We start from the raw sequence: 17,388 nt of genomic DNA on the forward strand, positions 1-17,388 counted from the left end.
GAACCGAGGAAGGTCGTCCCCATGGACACGCAGGGCCCCATCCTGGTCGTAGAGGACGACCCTCCCATCGCCGCCAGCATCGTGCGCGGACTGAAGCTCGCGGGCTTCCAGGTGTCGCTCGTCACCGACGGGCGCCTCGCCCTGGAGGCCGCGGAGCGCGAGCGCCCTGCCCTGGTGGTACTGGACCTCAACCTGCCGGGCCTGGATGGCTTCGAGCTGCTCCAGGCCTGGCAGGGCCGTCTCCGAGTCCCCATCCTGGTCCTCACCGCGCGACAGGAATTGGAGGCGCGGCTGCGCTCCTTCGGACTCGGCGCGGTGGACTACCTGGCCAAACCGTTCTGGATGGAGGAACTCCTCGCGCGCATCAAGGCGCGGCTGCGCATCCCGGACGAGGCCACCCGGCGCAAGCGAAGCTGGGCGGACGTGAGCATCGACCTGGACGCGCGCACGGTCAGCCGTGAGGACGTGGGGCTGGTGTCCTTCACGCGCAACGAATTGGACGTGCTGCTGTATCTGGTGGAGCGCCCAGGCCGCGCGCTCACCCGGGAGCAGATCGCCGAGCAGGCCTTGCCGCTCAACGAGGAGCGCGACGCGCGGACCGTGGACTCGCATGTGGCGCGCATCCGGAAGAAGCTGGGCCCCGCGGGCGCGAGCGTGCGCACGGCCTGGGGTATCGGCTACCGCTTCGAGCCGGAGGACACACCATGAAGGTGTGGAGCGGGCTGGCGTGGCGCACCGCGCTCGCATCGGTGCTGCTGGGGATGCTCGCCACGCTCGCCACGGCGTACTTCACCTTCCACAAGGCGATTGAAATCACGACGCGGCTGAGCGCCCAGGTCTTCACCGACAGCATCCTGCAGGTGCATGGCGAGGCCTGCCGCGCCGCACCTGATGGCTGGAGTCAGGTCCTGCCCCAAGGCCTCACGGTGGTCGCCTATGACGCGCGCCGAGTGCTCACCCAGCCGAGCTCCCTGCCCGCCCCCGCCGAGTCGCTCGTGCAGAAGATGCGAGAGGGCGACCCGCGACCTTTCGAGGTCTACTTCCCGCTCCGCGAAGATGGCCACAATGCGCCCTGGGCGGGCGCGCTGCTGATCCGCGTGGCGGATGCGGGGCCGTGCAGCCTCCTGGAGTACCACTGGCCGCGCCTCGTCGATCGCGCGCAGGGGCTGAGGCGTCTGCTGCTCGCGGCGCTCACCTTCACGACGCTGGCCGCGGCGCTGTCCACCGCCTTCGTCATCTACCCGCTGCTGCGCCGACTGCGGCGCCTGCACAGCTCCACGGGCGCCATTGGCAGCACGGCGTATCACTCCACCCGCGACACCTCCTCGGACGAGCTGGGGGACTTGTCTCGCGTGCTGGACGCGGCCCACGCGCGGGTGCGCTCGGATGCCGAGCGCATCGAGGCGCAGAAGCACGCGCTGGAGCGCTTCCTCTCCGATGTGGCGCACGACCTCAAGACGCCCATCGCCTCGCTCCAGCTCGCGCTGGAGCTGGCCACCACCGCGCCGGCCACGGAGCTGTCGCCCCTGTTGGTGCGTGGCATCGAGGACACCGTGTACCTGGCGGCGCTCGTGGACAACTTGAGGCTCGCGTGTCAGCTCGGCGAGGGCGTGGATCCGCTGGAGGGCGAGCCTCGCGCGGAGCTGGGCATGTTGGTGGAGCGCGTGGTGCGGCGTCTGGGATTGCTGGCCCGCCGCAAGGACGTGGCCATGGACGCGGCCCATCCGGACACCCCGCTGTGGGTGCGTTGTCATCCCACGATGCTGGAGCAGGCGGTCAGCAACCTGCTCCACAACGCCGTGGCGCATGGAGACCCGGGAGGGCACGTGGTGGCGCTGTTGGAGCCCGTGGGCACCGAGCGCTTCCGGCTCACCGTGCTGGACGACGGCCCGGGAGTGCCCCCCGAGGACCTGAGCCGCCTGGGCGAGCGCCTCTTCCGAGCCAGCGAAGCCCGTCAAAGAGACCCGCGAGGCAGCGGCCTGGGAGTGGCCATCGTCCGCGAGCTGTGCCTGCGCGCCGGCCTGGAGCTCTCCTTCTCCGTCAACGAGCCCCGAGGACTCCGAGTCGTCATCGAAGGCCCCCGCGCCGCGCCTTGAGCACTGCGCACGGCTCCAACTCCGCGCGCAGCATGGACCATTCGAGTGTCACGAGCACTCGAGTGGGCGACATTCCGTCTCAGTACTTCTTGAAAGCGTAGTTGGTGTCTCCTGACACGGGGTCGCGCTCCACAAACCAACTAATCGTGTTTCCCATGCATCCAACTGGCCAGAACTCCAGCCGAATAGGAGCCCAGAAGGGCGGCGTCAGCGTAGAGCACATCCAATATCGCTCAGCGGTATAGACCCGACCACAACCACTGGTCTCACTGAAGCTGATATTCCGATAGATGGGCGAGCCGCCCCAGCAATACCCGTCATAGATTGGCGCCGTAGTATACGCTCCGCCTGCAGCGACAGTGATAGTGTGGTCCCCAAAGTCGGCCCGGTAGTAATTTCCAATCAGCACATCCGAAGGATCGAGCAACTTCGATTCCTGAACGCCAAGCTGGGGCTGACTCTCGGCAGTATCCGCCACTCCCCCACAGGCAACAGTCATGAGAGTGATGGCTGCGATGGTGATGACTGCTCTCATTTGATGACTCCAGCGCAAGGCGCGAACCGTACTTTCGCGCATTTCGCGAATAGCACGCCATGTCAGACTGCGAATAGTAAAAAGAGCAGAGTGTGCCCATTGAAGGCTCACTGGCTGGCCCCTCCGATCGAGTTCTGAGTTATCCACCTCCGACACAGTATTGACAGGGCGCTTGAGCCAGCTTGAGGAATGGGTTCAAGAAACCACAGCGCCCTACTCCAATGGCAGCTCACCCACCTATCACTTGAGGTAGCGGCCTGGTCGAGCCCCGCTTCGCCCTCCGCGGCTGCATGCCGACCTGGGGCGAGCCTTCGCTATCCGCGAGGCTCCCAGACTCCGCTTCGTCAACACGGGGCCTCGCCACGTACCTTCTTACTCCGGCGGGACGACTGGGCCATCCCCATCGACGTCCCGCTGAGGAACAGACGACCCCGTGTCGTTTCAGCGGCGGACTGGGTGGCCGCTCCTTAGTCATGGGCGTGCTCGGCGACTCCACGCCCTCCGTCCACCGGTGGGACTGACGTGTCCCGTCGAGCGCTCTCCCCTGGAGTCCGCGCATGTCGTCCAACCCCGCCCTCAATCGCCGCATCGTCCTCGCCTCCCGCCCGCGAGGACAACCCACTCCACGGGACTTCCGCCTCGAAGAGACCGCCATCCCGACTCCGGGCGAAGGGGAGGTGCTGATGCGCACGCTGTCCCTCTCGCTCGACCCGTACATGCGCAACCTGATGGACGAGGTGGGCCCGGGTTACGCGCCGCCGGTTCAGGTGGGCGCACTCATGGTGGGCGGCACGGTCAATCGGATCATCAAGTCCCGGAACCCGAAGTTCCGTGAGGGCGAGCTGGTGCTCGGCAATGCGGGCTGGCAGGACTACGCGGTGTCGGGGGGACAGGACCTGCTCTCGCTCGGCGAGATGGCGCGGCCCTCTCTGGCGCTGGGCGGACTGGGCATGCCGGGGTTCACCGCCTATGTCGGCCTGCTCGATATCGGGCAGCCCAAGCCGGGAGAGACGGTGGTCGTGGCCGCGGCGACCGGCGCGGTCGGTAGCGTGGTCGGACAGATCGCCAAGCTGAAGGGGGCGCGTGTGGTCGGCATCGTGGGCGGCGAGGACAAGCGCCGCTTCGCGGTCGAGGAACTCGGCTTCGATGTCTGCCTGGACCGGAAGGATTCACGACTGGCCGAGCGTCTCGCCGAGGCCTGCCCGAAAGGCATCGACGTCTACTTCGAGAACGTCGGTGGCGCCGTGTTCGATGCCGTGCTGCCCTTGCTCAACATCGGGGCGCGCGTGCCGGTCTGCGGGTTCATCTCGCACTACAACGAAGAAAACCTGCCGTCCGGACCGAACCGGATGCCGCTGCTGCTGGCCACCGTGCTGCAGAAGCGCATCCGCATGCAGGGCTTCATCATCCTCGACCACTACGCCGACCGCTTCGAGGCCTTCCGCCGCGACATGGGCGCGTGGGTCGACGCGGGACAGGTCAAGCTGCGCGAAGACCGAGTCGATGGCCTGGAGAACGCGCCGACGGCGTTCATCGGCCTGCTCGAGGGGCGCAACTTCGGCAAGCTCGTGGTGGACGTCACCCAGGGCTGACGCGATCACGCGAGGCTCCGAGCCGCGGCGTGATGGCGCGGGCTCGGAGCGTCGCGCCGTTACGGCGTCGCTGCGTCCTTCAAGGCCCACGCATCGATGGCGGAACGCGCCTGCGGACCCATGAGGACGCGCCGCGCGATGACCTTCGCGACGGCCTCTTCGCCAAGCTGATAGCGACCACGCCAGCCCAGCACGATGACTGGGCAGCGTGCGGCATGATGCGCAATCACCTGTTGGGCTCCGGGTGTTCGGAAGGCCTCGGTGACGTCGGAGAAGCGTCGCCCCTCGCTCATCGCGCCCACCAACATGGCGCCGTAGGGGTCCACCACCGGAGGCAGCTCCCTGTCTCCGGAAGGGAGCACGTTGGCCGCGATGCCCCAAGCAGGCTCGAACGGGAGGAAGCACTCACCAGGAGCCACGCGCGACGCGATGGAAGCGCGCAGGCTGTCCAGTGAGTCATCCTTGGCGAGAGGACTGAAAGCACCCCAATACGCAGCAAGGGTAACCGCCGACAGCGCGGCCACGGCGACCCACACTCGGCCCGTGAAGGACCGCCGTACGAGCCAGTTGAACCCAGTCGCCGTCGCGACGCCGGCCAGGACGCCCTGCACGGTCGCGAGGAATGCGTTGTATTGGCTCCAATAGGAGGAACTCTTCAGGAACAGCGCGACGATGAGGGCAAAGGCAACGCCCCAGCCTCGCGCGTCTCGGTCATGCCTCCACACCCGGAGCGCCAGGCAGACACCCACTATCGCCAAGACACCGATGACCTCGTGGCCAATGAAGAGGGTCTCACTCAACCGCGTGAGGAAGCGGGAGGTCCCATCGGGGGGTCGCCAGAGCTGGAAGACGAAGACCTCCCGCAGGAACGCGACCGGGGCCGCTCCTGCGACAGGGGCAACACAGATCAACCAAGCGATGGCAGCGGCCACGGCGACATGAGGCATCAGCCGTCGCTCATGACGCTCCTGTCCCCAGAAGACAGCCAACGCGGCCAGGAGAAAGACGCCACCCGTCAGCTTGATGGCAATGCCGTAGCCCAGAACAGCCCCCGCGAGCCACGTGGCCTTCCGCGTTCGAGCGCGCAGCGCGAGCCCCAGCCCTGTGAGGCAAACGAGATTGAGCAGCGGCTCCAAGAACGGGCCCCGCTCGACACGCACCACGTCGGGGTACACCGCATAGAAGGCCGCTGCGAACACCCCGGCCACCGGGCCGCGCCACCGCCATGCGAGCCCTCCCACGACCGCCGAGTTCACCACGCCAAGGATGACGGCCAGGACGCGAGAAGCCGCGAAAGCTCCCGCAGGCTCAAGCGCCAGGAGCCGCGTGAGCGCAGCCAGCGGGTACAGCCATCCAGGAGGGTGAACGAAGACGAAGTCGCGATAGGGCAAGACGCCCCGAGACAGCCACTGGGCCGCGGCCGAGTACACCCCTTCGTCGTAGTCGACCGGAGTGCCCCAGATGCCCAATGAAACCAAAGGCCCTGCGCGCAGAATCACGGCCACGACGAGCGCCAAGGTGAACAGCAGGGCCGCCACGATGAACAGGCGACCCGAGGGCGCGACAACGGTGGGCCCAACGGGCGTGGAGCCTTCCGAGCGTGACAACTGGGCGTCGGCCAACATCGCGCCCCCATAGCAGAGCAGCGGCGCTGGGCTCCAGCTAGGTGACCCAGTCCTCATCTCTCGTGAGCACCCATTTCCCCTTCGAGTTCTGGCTCGCGAGGAACGAGCCCCCGATCCACCCCGCACTCCACTTGAGCAGGGCCCGGTCGCCCGCGAGATTGAAGAACAAGTCGAAAGAGAACAGGTAGAACGCGCCCAGCCGCTGCCGCAGCACTTCTTCCTCCGCAGGGCTCACCGCAATGACGCGGCCAGGGGTTGTCACGCCCTCCAGGTCCGCGAGGTCGGCTTTGACGAAGAGCGTTTTCTCCAGGGGGATGCGCGCTCCTCGCGTCTTCCCTTTCTGGGTCTTGGACTCTGGCGACGACGGGAACACTTCACTGTCAACCGCAGCGAAGAACCGCGTGAGGATTTCCGCGCGGGCTGCTTGGGAACCCGCCGTTCGTGCGGACCTGGGCAGCGGATCGACTGCATCCGAGAGGCCATCCCCATCGGTATCCGCGAGATTCGGGTCGAGCAGCATTCGCGCCTCCAGAATGTCTGGCAGCGAATCATGGTCCGAGTCGAGTCGGAGTCGCTCGAGCTTCGCCTCCAGGACACGCTGCCGCGAGTCCTCCCGGAACCGCAACCCCACCGGAGGAAAGGTGATGGACTCGTGGATGAGTTCGCATCGCACGACCTCGAAGCGCAGGGTGTCTCCCACGAGCAACGGTCCATGTCCGTCCACGGCGAGAACGAAGGGTTCGTAGCGCCGCAGCCCTGTGTACAGCGGCTCGGACCACGTGTGTCCGTTGTCATCCGAGAACAGCACCCAGTATCCCCCTGCATCGACCTCGCCCGAGGGGTCCAGCGTTCGAGACCAGGCGACCACCACCATGCGGGTGCGGGACAATCGCTGCGCCAGCAAAGCCTCGAAGCGTTGCGGCAGCTTCAACGACTTCAGAGGCACTGTTACGACTGCATCCGCGGCCGTGCTCGCAGGTGCCTCCGCAGCCTCGGTCCGCTCGGTAAAGACGCCAAGACGGGCAGCGTCCAAGCGCTGACCCAGGGCCTCCTTCTCATGCGCTGACGCAGCGCCCAGCCTCGACACAGAAGGGAGTGCCGCCAGCGCTTGGCGAAAGTCTGTCTCGCGCCAGACCGACTCGGCACGAATGGCCCTCAATGCCCTCTCCACGAAGGGGAGCGTGGCGTCTGCCCCGGCCATCACATCTTCGCCCAAGAGATAGGTCCTGCCCGTCGCCCGCTCCAACGTCCGGCGCGCCTCCCCTGGGTACTGCTTTGCGAACGCCTCAGCCACGAACCGGGTCCAGGGGTAACGCCACAGCCCCCATCGACGCTGTTCGAGGAGCGAGAACGCATCCGCATGTGGCGAGGGAGAGAGCAAGGCGTCCAACAGCTTTGTCTGGGAGCGAGGCTCGTATAGCTCGGGCATCGTTCCATCCGAGTCGTCCCCAGGGAGTTCAGCGATGTTCGGCAGCCATGCACGAGCCTGGGTCTTGTCTCCCCTCGCGAGGAATGCCGCCGCGATGTTCAGCCGAGTCTCCATCTGGCCGCGCAGCCCCTGACGAGCAGCCTCGGGCAAAGCATCGAGTTGCTGGAGGGCAAGGTCCGGCAGCTCCTCATTGAAGAAGCAGCGCATCAAAGCCACACGCTGTTCATTTCGCGACAACGTCTGCTCGGGGAATGAAGGAGCCTCCAATGCCGAGAGGAGGAACGCACAGCCATCCAGCGAGTCGGCCTCTTCGTGCAGGGATTCGAGCGCCTGAGGAAGCAACTCTGGATTCTCGCCCAGCGCGAAGGTCCACAGGCTTCGAGAGATGGGACCCTCGGCCGCGGGACTCAACTTCAGGGCTCGCGCCACCGGATCCGGAGCGACGAGGAGAAGCGCTCGCAGCGTCCCGAGCGCGCGGGGGCTGACCATGAGCGTCCAATTCGAAATGAGCGTGGCGGCCGGAACCAGCGAGTTCGGAGCCAGCCGTGCCGCGCGCTCGAGCGACTGCAAGGCCCGAGCGGCGGATGCGTCCTCGATGCGAGCTTGCTTCTCAGCGAGCAGCACGGCCGTGAGCACTCCGCGCGCAGCTTCGGGAGGAAGCCCATATGTCTGGGCAAAGCGTTGGACCACGGCTTGCGGCGCGAGGTGCTCCTTCAGCGCACCCCTCAGCAGGAGCCTGGGGGGTTCCACCTCCAGGAGAGACAGCCCCTTCTCACTCCGGACCACCTTCTCGGCCGGGAGATCCTGCCCGCCCAGTTCCTCGAGTGCGGCATTCAGCTCCAGGTCGCTCAGGAGCGGCTCTGCGTGCGCCGGCATTCCCCATGCCCCGCTGAGAAAACCCAGCACGACGACCAGCGAAGCGAGCATCCCTCTCATCGGATTCCTCTGGTCAGACTCACGGGCGGGCCCGGTGCGCCGCACTGACACCGAGTCTACCCTTGAGGGACACGGCTTGTCGGCCGCCGTGGCCTACGGCAACTGTCGCGCGCCCACGGCAACCCGCTCCATCAAACGAAAGCGCACCCCGTCATCACGAGACGTGGCTCAAGCGTCGCTCGATGGAGCCGAGCAGCAGCCGTGTGACAGCTCTAGGAAATCCAGCTCTTCGTCATCACGAGCGTCCAACCGTCCGTCTCGGTCCATGTGGCGGAGAACGCACCGCCGTACCAGCCACGATCCCACTCCAGCTCGGCCCTATCGCCCGCGGCATTGAAGAACAAATCGAAGGAGAGCCCATAGAACGCACCCAGGTGCTGCAGCAGCACCTCAGCCTCTGCTGAGCTCACGGTGATGATACGACACGGAGCAGTCGCGCCCGCCATGTCGCTCGGAGTCGCCTCGACGAAGAGGGTGCGCTCCACGGGAATGGGAGCTGCGGCCATGCGCTTCCCAACCAGCTTCTGGCCAGGAGAGGCCGAGCACTCTTCGTTCGACATCCCGGAGAAGAACCTGGCGAGAACCTCCGTGCGAGCATCCTTGCCCCTCAGCGTCTGAACGGCACGTGGCAAGGGATCGACCCCGTCTGAGAGACCATCGCCGTCACTGTCCGCCCGCTTCGGGTCCAGCAGCATGCGCTCCTCGATGACATCAGGAAGCGAGTCATGGTCTGAGTCGAGCCGAAGATTGTCGAGCTTCGCCTCCAGGACGCGCCGACGCGAGTCCTCGCGGAACGCCAGTTCCACCGGAGGGAACGTGATGGAGTCGTGGACAAGTTCTCGCCGCACGACCTCGAAGCGTAAGGTGTTCCTCTCGAGGACAGGGCCGTGTCCCTCCACTGCCAGCACGAAGGGCTCGTAAGGCCGCAGCCCGGTGTACAGCTGCTCGGACCAACTGCGCCCATTGTCACGCGAAAGCAACACCCAGTATCCCCCTCCACTGACCTCTCCCGAGGGATCCAACATCTGAGAGAGCGCGACCACGATGAAGCGATTTGGAGCCAGCCGCTGTGCCAGCAGCGGGCGGAAACGCTCCGGGAGCGTCAACGAAGCCACGGGCACCGTCACGACTGAGCTGGGCGCCTTGGATGGAGGAGTTTTTGACGCCGCGGTCCGCTCGGTGAAGACGCCCAGACGCGTGGCCTCCAAACGCTGACTCAAGGCATCCAGAGCGGATGCGGCATTGTCACTCGACATCTCGGAGAGCGCAGCCAACGCCTCGAGGTAGGACGCCTTGCGCCGCGCCGACTCGGCGCGAATAGAGGACAGCGCGTTTTTGATGAAGGGGAGCGAGGCGCCCGCATCATCCGCCGGCGCATCGCCACTGAAAGCCACTCTTTGCATCGTGTCTTTCAGCAACTTGCGCGAGTAGGACGAATACTGCCGAGCGAACACCGAGGCAGTGAGCAGACTCCAGGGATGCTCCCAGGGCATGCACGCTCGCCGTTGGATCAACGGGAACGCATCCGTGAGCGGCTGAGAGGACAGGAGGGCATCCAACACTTCGGATTTGAACCACTGTTCACAGGTTTCGTCCGCGCCGCCAGCTCCCGAGCTGACTTCTTTGCGCAATCTGGTGAGGGCCTCAGCCTCCAGTGCCCATACGCGAGCCCGATCCTTTTCCCCTCGTACAAGGAATGCCGCCGCAATATCCTCGCGAGTGCCCGCCTGTCCGCGCAGTGCTTCCTGGGCGTCAACTGGGAGCGCTTCGAGCTGCTGAAGCGCAAGGCCCGACAGTTGCTCCCTGAGAAAGCAGTGCACCAGCGTCACACGCAGCGCGTTGCGAGACAGCACTTGGTCCGGAAACACCGGCGAATCCAAGGCCGAGAGCAAGAACACGCATCGCTCTTGTGAGTTCGGCCTGACGCCCAAGGATTCGAGTGCCACAGGCAACAGGTCCGGGCGTTCTCCCAGGGCAAAGGTCCACAGGACAGTGGCCATAGGAGGAACAACCCCTGGTACCAGCTTCACGGCACGGTCCGCAGGTTGCGGGGCTGCGCGCAGAATCTCTCGAAGCGCGACAAGAGCGCTGGGCCGCTCCATGAGCGTTCCATCCGATAGGAAGGCAGCCGCTGGAATCAACGAGTCGGGGGCCTCTTTGGCGGCGACTTGGAGCGCAAGCAAGGCCCGGTCGAGGGAGGCGGGCAGCAGTTGCATCCGCCTGCCCTGCTCCGCCAAGAGCACCGCGCTGAGCACGCCACGCGCAGCGGTAGGACTCACCCCATAGGTCTGGCTGAACCGTTGAACCGCCGCGGCTGGAGCAAGATGCTCACGCACCACGCCCACCAGCAAGGTCCGAGGCGAATCCACATTCAGTAGGGCCATGAGCCGCTGGGTCTGAACATCCTCAGCGAGCTTGATGTTCTTCTCCCCCAGTCGTTCGAGCCCATCCTTCAACTCCGCATCGCGCAGAAGCGGCTCGGCCAGAGCCAGCGAGCCCCAGGGCCCACAGCTCAAACACAGCACTGCGGCAATCGAAGTGAACACGCCTCTCATCAACTACCTCAGCCGGACTCGCGCGGGCTCCAGTGCACCACGCAGGCTCCGATCCTAGACCCGGAGCCGTGGGTAGGTCGGTCATGGAAACATCATGGTTGAGTCACGTCCCCCGAGTCCCGCGCTGTTCACCTCTTCTCTAGCTGACCCATTCCCTCTTCGCCTTGATCGTCCAAGTCCCCTCCGGCGTCCTGGTCACGAGGAACGTACCTCCATACCCGCGGCTCCTCCAGACCAGCAGGGCCTGGTCTCCCGCGGCGTTGAAGGACAGGTTGAGGTCGACCATGTAGAACTCACCCAGCCGTTGCTCCAGCAGTCTGGCCTCTGCAGGACTCACGGCAATGATGCGGCCCGGCTCCTCCACGCCGTCCAGGTCGCTCGGCTCAGAGATGACGAAGGTCGTTTGATGGAGAGGGATGCGCGTCTTCTTCGCCCCTTTCGTGTCGGGCGGAGTCGAAGACTCTGTCTCAGCCAGCGAGGCAAGGAAGTGGGTGATGATCTCCGCAGGTGCGGTTTTGGGACCAGCCGCTCGCGCGGACCGAGGAAGTGGGTCGACAGCATCCGAGCGGCCGTCGCCGTCGGTGTCCGCACAGTTCGGGTCGAGGAAAAGATGCTCTTCGACAATATCGGGGAGCGAGTCATGGTCCGAGTCGAGCCGGAGGCGGTCGAGATCCACCTCCAAAATGCGCCGCCGCGGCTCCTCTCGAAACTGTGAACCCCAGTAACGAACAGAGGTGGACTCGCGAATGAGTTCACGGCGCACAACCTCGAAGCGCAGAGTCTTTCCCACGACCAGTGGCCCGTGCTCCTCGACGGCCAGCTCAAAGGGATCATTGACCCGCAATCCCGTGTACAGCGGCTCGGACCAAGTCCGCCCTTTGTCTTCCGAGAACAACACCCAGTACCCGCCACGACTGACTTCATTCCAAGGGTCCAACAAACTCGACGATGCAACCGCTACGAGGTGGTCCGATGACAAGCGCTGGGCCAACACGGCATCAAAGCCATTCGGGAGCATCACCGATTGCACGGGTACCACGACCGCACGCCCAGCCGTCTCGGGTGTGTCGGTCCGTTCCATGAAGCCCCCCAGTCGGGAGGCATTCAGACGCCGGCCCAGAGCCTCTCGCGACTGAGTTGACGCGAGTCCAAGCCGTGGCAGCGCCGCCAGCGCCTGACGAAGCTCGACCTCGTGCCGGGACGACTCCGCACGAATGACACTCATCGACTTCGCGATGAACGGGAGCAGGACCTCCACCGCTTCGGGCCCCGCCTCGTCGATTGGGTGCCGCGCGCGCGCGGCCCACTCCAGAAGCTCGCGCGTACGCTCCGGACACTGGCGAGCGAGCAACTCGGACATGAATCGGCTCCAGGGGTAGCGCGACGTCACGCACTGCATCTGACCGAGGAAATAGAACGCATCCGCAGGCGGAACCGGGGCAAGCAAGGCCTTCAACACATCGATCGGGGCGCGCGTTTCACACATCCTGGGGGACGTGGCCATTGGGTCGTCCTTGATGAGTTCTGCCTCTGTGGGCAACCAGGCCTGGGCTTGGGTCTTGTCTCCTCGAATGAGGAACGCCGCCGCGACGTCCAGTCGAGTCGCTGCCTGATGAAGGAGCGCGCCGCGAACCTCCTCCGGGGGCAACGCTTCAAGTTGCTGAAGGGCAAGCTCCGGGAGCCCCTCGTTGAGGAGGCACTTCATCAGCGCCACGCGCTGCGCATTCCGTGGCAGCACCTGTTCCGGGAATGACGGTGAGTCCAAAGCCGATTGCAGGAAAGCGCATGCCTCCGGCGAGGAGTCCTCGGGGCGCAAGGACGCCAGAGCTTGAGGCAACAGCGCGGGGCGCTCGCCTACGGCGAAGATCCACAGAAACCGAGCAATGTGGGTATCTGCCACTGGCCTCAATTTCAGCGCCCATGCCACGGGGTCTGGAGCGGCGAGGAGAAGCTCTCGCAGTGTCCGGAGCGCCTGGGGGCTCTGCCAATGCAGCCAGCTTGAGATGAGCGTGGCCACCGGGACCAACGAGTTCGGGGCCACCTTCGCCGCCAACTGAAGCGACCGCAAGGCGCGCTCGAGGGAAGAGTCCGCCACGGGGATGTTCCCCTCAGCGAGCAGCACCGCGGTGAGCACGGCGCGCGCGGCTTCGTCCGGTAGCGCGTACATCTCAGCAAAGCGTTGGACCGTGACTCGTGGAGCGAGCTGCTCCTTCACCGCATCCCTGAGCAGAAGCCGCGGTGGATCCACATCCAGCGAGGGAAGTTCGTCCTCACTCACGGTACTGTGGTCGGCAGGACGGTCCTGCGTCCCCAATCGTTCGAGCGCAGCCTTCAGCTCCGCATCACTCAGCAGCGGCTCCGCGCGCGCCGTCGTTCCCCAAGCCCCACCGACCCAACACAGCACTGCGACGAGCGAAGTGCACACGCCTCGCATCCGATACCCCGCACCGATTCGCGCGGGCCCCAGTGCACCGCACGAACACAGAGCCTAGTTCCGCGAGCACGGGCCGGTCGGTCATGGATTCCGCATCGTTGAACCACGCTCCCATCAGGGATGCGCTGGCGAGTGGGAGGACTGCGATGGCGCCGCGCGAAGCGACTGCGAGCCTCGCGCGGCACCGTGTCACTCAGAGGCGCTTCAGGAACGCCATGAGGTCCTGCTTCTGCGCGGGAGTGAGGGACTCGGGGAAGCCTTGCGCATCCTCGGGCGGGTGGACGGCAGGCAGGTGCATGTCCGGCAGGAACGGCAGGATGAGCCGGCTGTAGGTGTTCACCACGTCCTGCAGCGTCGCGTTGCTGTTGTCGTGGAAGTAGGGCGCTGTCTTCGCCATGCCTCGCAGCGAGGGAATGTCGAAGGCCTCGAAGTCCGCCGGGTCTCCCGTGATGAGCGCTCGGCCCGGGTCCGTCGTGAAGAGCTGCGGCGCGCCATTGGGCCCCACGATGGGGAAGCCATTCGCATCCAGCGCCGACCGAGGGTCGAGCGGATCCCCGCTCACGGTGACCGGGACGGGCGGCAGCTCGGTGACCGCGTGCTGGCGCGTGCCGTCCGTGTAGAACCGGAAGCGGTAGCGCGGCAGCTGCACATCCGAGTTGTACATGGACAGCTGGCCCACCTGGCCCAGGTAGCTCAAGAACGCGAAGCCCACGTTCAGGAACTCGTCATTCGGGCGAGGCACCCGCTGAAGCACTGGCCCCTTCTGGGGATCCACCGTGAAGATGACCGTGCCGTTGGGCTTGAGGGCGAGGAACGCCGCGTCGTGGACGGCGCGGTTCACGATGCGGTTCTTCGTGCTCCCGCCGTGGCAGCCCTCGCAGGCCGTCGTGTACACGTCCCGCCCGCGCTGCTCCTGTGGGGTGAGCCACATGAAGCGCTCGGGATCCGGAATGAACGCCAGCGGGACACCCCAGTCGAACAGGTTCGAGACGAACCGCGCGCGGTCCGACGTGAAGTCGTCGCGCTCCGAGAGGGCGATGGCATCCAGCTCCTCCGGAGAGACGAGTCCACCCTCGCTGTGCCCCAGGATGGCGGACTGGGCCTGCGATTGGAGCGAGGCCTCGCGCCCATCGTATTGATAGGGCCCCAGGATGGCCGTGTCTCGGACGCTCGGCACCCCGCGCCAGACAGAGATTTTCCGGTCCGAGGGGGTGATGACATTCCCCGCCGCATCAATGACATCCATGTTCGCGGGGACCGGCAGGGTGACCCGCACGAGGCCCTTCTTGAGATGGGCGTAGGTGAGGACCGCCGCGCTCGGGTCATCCGCGTCCAGCCGATTGAACAAGGGATTCGTCGGCGACTGCGCCCACAGCGATTCGACGTGCTGAGGCGTCAGCACGGTCTCCTCTTCGAGGACGTGGCAGGTCGCGCACGAGCGCCCGTTCGTCCCTGGAAAAGGCTTCTGAAAGAGTTCTTTACCGTTGGGCGGCGCTGCTTGCGCCAGCCCACCCAATGCCAAGGCACTGAATAGCCCTACCCACTTCTGCAAGGACCCCATGGTGCACCCTCCGGGCCTTTCGCCCGATAGGGAACACCTGTGGCCCATGAGAGTGTCACTCCGCCCAAGCCGCGTCTGGCTCTCCCCATACCTTCATCAAGACCCGCCCAGCGAGCGAACCCTCTACCCCTCGACGTGGAGGCACACTCAGCGTTCCAGCCAAAAAGAGGCGCTCAGGAGAGACCGGGATATAAGGCCCAGTTGGCTCGACAGCCGCTGTCTGTCACATCCTTCGAGGTTTCGACTCCATGCGTTTCCCCATGCTCGCCGCAATTGCTCTCACCACGATTCCCCTCCAGATGGCCGCCGCCGAGACGGCGAAGGCCGACGTGCCCGTGGAGGCCAGCGCCTCCAGCAATGGGCCTGCCGCGGGCGCCAAGGGTCTGACGCTGGGAATCAACGCCCTGCCGACGGTGGGTGGCTTCTACTACCTGAGCGACGTGGGCTCGCTGCGGCTCAACCTGGGCCTGAACTTCGCGCTCAAGCCCGACGCGGACGCGCAGTTCTCGCTGGGCGCGGCCTACCGCCACCACCTGCGCACGGGCGACCTGCGGCCCTACGTCGAGGGTGGGATGACCTTCGACTTCCTCTTCGACGATGACGTGAACTTCGCCCTTCATGGCGGGCTGGGCGCGGAGTACTTCTTCGCCCCCAACGTGAGCATCTCCGGGACGGTGGGGCTGGCGCTCCGCTTCGACCACAACGCGGACGTCATCAGCATCCCGTTCGGGACCACGGGCATCCAGCTCAGCGTGTTCCTCTAATCCCTCGCACCGCGAGCGACACGTGGGAGCGCGGCGTGTCGCTAGCGCGAAGCCTCGGCGGTCCGCTCGGACGCGGCGGCCGAGGCGCCCGCGTTGGCGCGCACCAGGTGAGGCCCGAGCTGGCCCGTGAGCATCAGGCCCGCCATGCGGAAGTCCGAGATGAACGACCAGAGCGGGTACTTGAAGGTCGCCGGACGGTTGTGCTCCAGCGTGAAGTGGCTCACCCAGGCGAAGCCGTAGGCGGACACGAGCGCGGCCCCCACGAACCCCGCGCGGCCCGTCACCGCGGCCGTCACGCCCAAGCCCACGCCCAGGCTGGTGCCCACCAGGTGGAGCCAGCGGGTGATGGGCAGCGAGTGCTCGCGCAGGTAGAACGGCCAGAACTCGGCGTAGGTCTGGATGCGGTCGGACATACGTGAAGTTGTGTCCAGGCTCCCCCCTCGCGTCAACCCGGGTCCACGCCCCACCGTGTGTCCATGGACAGGCACTCGGGGCAGGCGCCCGGGCGGGCCCTCGCGCGAGGGGCGCGCTCCTGGGTAAAAACCCCAGCCTGGACGCAGGGTTATCCTCAGGCCCTCGGAGGTCGAGCGATGGGGCGTGCGGTCATCGTGGAGTCATGGCCCGTGGACGCGGGGGCGCGCACGCCCGCACAGCGCAAGGCCTTCGAGCAGCCGGAAATCACCTTGGGTCGCTCCGCGCAGGCGGACTTCGTCTTGGACTCGGCGCGCGTCTCCCGCCTCGCCATCCGCCTGTGCGTCACGGACGAGTCGCTCGTGCTGGTGGATGACAGCGAGGAGGGCTCGCTCATCGACGGCGTGCATGGACACGGGCGGCGCCCGCTGCGCGAAGGCGCGGAGTTTCGCATCGGGCCGTATGGTTTGCGCGTCCGCGACGTGCCTCCGCGTCCGTGACCTCCCGGAACGCAGCATCGCGGTGAGGAGATTCGAATAGAGTGGGCGCGATGCCCATGCCCTTGTCTGTCTATGCACCGTCTCACCGCCTCGGTCCGAGGATGCCGGTGCTCGCGCTGGTCCTGCTGGTCTGCGCCGCGCTCATGGGGGCGCTCTATCAGCCGCTCCTCTACGTGATGCCCTTGCAGATCCTTCAGTTTGTCCTGCCCTGCGCGCTGGGCGCCGCCATCGGCAAGCTGGGCGAGGGCGTCATCTCGCGAGCGCCCTGCCGGAGTCCCCCGTTCGCGTGGGGCCTCATCGTGGTCGCCGCGCTGGTGGCCTGGGTCGCGTCGTGGGCCAGCACGCTGGCGCTCGAGCTGCGCGAGGCCTATCCCGATGCCTCGTGGGGCGTGCTGCTGAGCAGCGTGACGCCGGACTTCGTCTCCGAGTGGATCTCCGCGCGCAATGCCGCGGGCTGGGTGGACAGCAAGGGCAAGACCACGCAGGGAATCATGGTGACCCTCGTCTGGGTGGTGGAGCCCATCGTCATGGTGGGCATGGCGCTGTTCGCTGGCCGCGAGGGCCCGAGGCGGCTGTTCTGCGAGCCCTGCCAACGCTGGCTCGACACCCGCAGCCTGTCCTCCCACGGACTGAACTTCACGGACGTGAAGCCGCTCATCGACGCGGGCGACTTGCGGAGCCTGGTGGAGCTGCGCACCGACGACCTCATGGGCACGAACTTCCGCGTCTCGGTGCTGCGCCACCGCTGCGCCACGTGCCACCAGAGTACATACCTGAGCGTCGAGGAGGTCCGCGTCGTGAACACGCGCTACGGACCTCAGGACCGGCGCAAGTCCCTGCTGCGCAACGTGGTGCTCCCCGCCGCGCTGGACCGCCGGTTCGACGAGCGGCTCGCGGAGCTGGAAGGTGCGTCTTCGCGCGCCGCGTAGCCCCAAGCATCGCCTCCCGGG

13 protein-coding genes are annotated in these 17,388 nt (G+C 66.2%); 6 read left to right on the plus strand and 7 right to left on the minus strand.

Annotated features, from left to right (window positions below):
* Positions 1-21: 21 nt before the first annotated feature.
* The gene (locus tag JGU66_28075; GenBank protein MBJ6764645.1) at positions 22-708 is read left to right on the plus strand and encodes a response regulator transcription factor; all 687 of its coding nucleotides are present in this window, start codon (positions 22-24) and stop codon (positions 706-708) included.
* Positions 705-2,096 carry a HAMP domain-containing histidine kinase gene (locus JGU66_28080; GenBank protein MBJ6764646.1) on the plus strand — a complete coding sequence of 464 codons (1,392 nt, stop codon included), beginning with the start codon at positions 705-707 and terminating at the stop codon, positions 2,094-2,096. The genes JGU66_28075 and JGU66_28080 overlap by 4 nt, the downstream gene beginning before the upstream one ends.
* 79 nt (positions 2,097-2,175) lie before the next feature.
* On the opposite strand, the gene JGU66_28085 is transcribed toward JGU66_28080, so the two are convergent.
* Positions 2,176-2,631 carry a hypothetical protein gene (locus JGU66_28085; GenBank protein MBJ6764647.1) on the minus strand — a complete coding sequence of 152 codons (456 nt, stop codon included), beginning with the start codon at positions 2,629-2,631 and terminating at the stop codon, positions 2,176-2,178.
* 557 nt (positions 2,632-3,188) lie between these two features.
* Between JGU66_28085 and JGU66_28090 the strand changes: the two genes are divergently transcribed.
* Positions 3,189-4,223, plus strand: coding sequence for an NADP-dependent oxidoreductase (locus tag JGU66_28090; GenBank protein ID MBJ6764648.1), 1,035 nt, complete (start codon positions 3,189-3,191; stop codon positions 4,221-4,223).
* A 59-nt stretch (positions 4,224-4,282) separates the two neighbouring features.
* Here JGU66_28090 and JGU66_28095 read toward each other — a convergent pair whose 3' ends face one another.
* From JGU66_28095 to JGU66_28115, 5 genes are all read right to left on the minus strand, one after another.
* A complete protein-coding gene (locus JGU66_28095) occupies positions 4,283-5,848 on the minus strand; it encodes a glycosyltransferase family 39 protein (protein MBJ6764649.1) in 1,566 nt (521 codons plus the stop codon).
* Positions 5,849-5,885: 37 nt separating this feature from the next.
* On the minus strand, positions 5,886-8,204 hold the full coding sequence (locus JGU66_28100; protein MBJ6764650.1) for a hypothetical protein: 2,319 nt from the start codon (positions 8,202-8,204) through the stop codon (positions 5,886-5,888).
* A 221-nt stretch (positions 8,205-8,425) separates the two neighbouring features.
* Positions 8,426-10,759 carry a hypothetical protein gene (locus tag JGU66_28105; GenBank protein ID MBJ6764651.1) on the minus strand — a complete coding sequence of 778 codons (2,334 nt, stop codon included), beginning with the start codon at positions 10,757-10,759 and terminating at the stop codon, positions 8,426-8,428.
* A gap of 148 nt (positions 10,760-10,907) precedes the next feature.
* On the minus strand, positions 10,908-13,193 hold the full coding sequence (locus tag JGU66_28110) for a hypothetical protein (protein MBJ6764652.1): 2,286 nt from the start codon (positions 13,191-13,193) through the stop codon (positions 10,908-10,910).
* Between the two features lie 202 nt (positions 13,194-13,395).
* On the minus strand, positions 13,396-14,811 hold the full coding sequence (locus JGU66_28115; GenBank protein MBJ6764653.1) for a cytochrome-c peroxidase: 1,416 nt from the start codon (positions 14,809-14,811) through the stop codon (positions 13,396-13,398).
* Between the two features lie 212 nt (positions 14,812-15,023).
* Here JGU66_28115 and JGU66_28120 point away from each other — a divergent pair, with 212 nt between their 5' ends.
* Positions 15,024-15,527, plus strand: coding sequence for an outer membrane beta-barrel protein (locus tag JGU66_28120; protein MBJ6764654.1), 504 nt, complete (start codon positions 15,024-15,026; stop codon positions 15,525-15,527).
* Positions 15,528-15,568: 41 nt separating this feature from the next.
* Here the strand turns inward: JGU66_28120 and JGU66_28125 are convergent, their stop codons facing one another.
* Positions 15,569-15,940 carry a DUF962 domain-containing protein gene (locus JGU66_28125; GenBank protein ID MBJ6764655.1) on the minus strand — a complete coding sequence of 124 codons (372 nt, stop codon included), beginning with the start codon at positions 15,938-15,940 and terminating at the stop codon, positions 15,569-15,571.
* Between the two features lie 177 nt (positions 15,941-16,117).
* Here JGU66_28125 and JGU66_28130 point away from each other — a divergent pair, with 177 nt between their 5' ends.
* Both JGU66_28130 and JGU66_28135 read left to right on the plus strand, forming a co-directional pair.
* The gene (locus JGU66_28130; GenBank protein MBJ6764656.1) at positions 16,118-16,438 is read left to right on the plus strand and encodes an FHA domain-containing protein; all 321 of its coding nucleotides are present in this window, start codon (positions 16,118-16,120) and stop codon (positions 16,436-16,438) included.
* 107 nt (positions 16,439-16,545) lie between these two features.
* The gene (locus JGU66_28135) at positions 16,546-17,367 is read left to right on the plus strand and encodes a hypothetical protein (protein MBJ6764657.1); all 822 of its coding nucleotides are present in this window, start codon (positions 16,546-16,548) and stop codon (positions 17,365-17,367) included.
* Positions 17,368-17,388 lie beyond the last annotated feature (21 nt).

The organism is Myxococcaceae bacterium JPH2, assembly GCA_016458225.1.
Lineage (GTDB): Bacteria > Myxococcota > Myxococcia > Myxococcales > Myxococcaceae > Citreicoccus.

Excerpts from the sequence above, each read along its gene's own strand:
- JGU66_28115 (MBJ6764653.1), bottom strand. The coding sequence starts at position 14,811 with ATGGGCCACAGGTGTTCCCTATCGGGCGAAAGGCCCGGAGGGTGCACC.
- JGU66_28130 (MBJ6764656.1), top strand. The coding sequence starts at position 16,118 with ATGGGGCGTGCGGTCATCGTGGAGTCATGGCCCGTGGACGCGGGGGCG.
- JGU66_28120 (MBJ6764654.1), top strand. The coding sequence starts at position 15,024 with ATGCTCGCCGCAATTGCTCTCACCACGATTCCCCTCCAGATGGCCGCC.
- JGU66_28075 (MBJ6764645.1), top strand. The coding sequence starts at position 22 with ATGGACACGCAGGGCCCCATCCTGGTCGTAGAGGACGACCCTCCCATC.
- JGU66_28100 (MBJ6764650.1), bottom strand. The coding sequence starts at position 8,204 with ATGCTCGCTTCGCTGGTCGTCGTGCTGGGTTTTCTCAGCGGGGCATGG.
- JGU66_28080 (MBJ6764646.1), top strand. The coding sequence starts at position 705 with ATGAAGGTGTGGAGCGGGCTGGCGTGGCGCACCGCGCTCGCATCGGTG.
- JGU66_28085 (MBJ6764647.1), bottom strand. The coding sequence starts at position 2,631 with ATGAGAGCAGTCATCACCATCGCAGCCATCACTCTCATGACTGTTGCC.
- JGU66_28095 (MBJ6764649.1), bottom strand. The coding sequence starts at position 5,848 with ATGTTGGCCGACGCCCAGTTGTCACGCTCGGAAGGCTCCACGCCCGTT.
- JGU66_28090 (MBJ6764648.1), top strand. The coding sequence starts at position 3,189 with ATGTCGTCCAACCCCGCCCTCAATCGCCGCATCGTCCTCGCCTCCCGC.
- JGU66_28125 (MBJ6764655.1), bottom strand. The coding sequence starts at position 15,940 with ATGTCCGACCGCATCCAGACCTACGCCGAGTTCTGGCCGTTCTACCTG.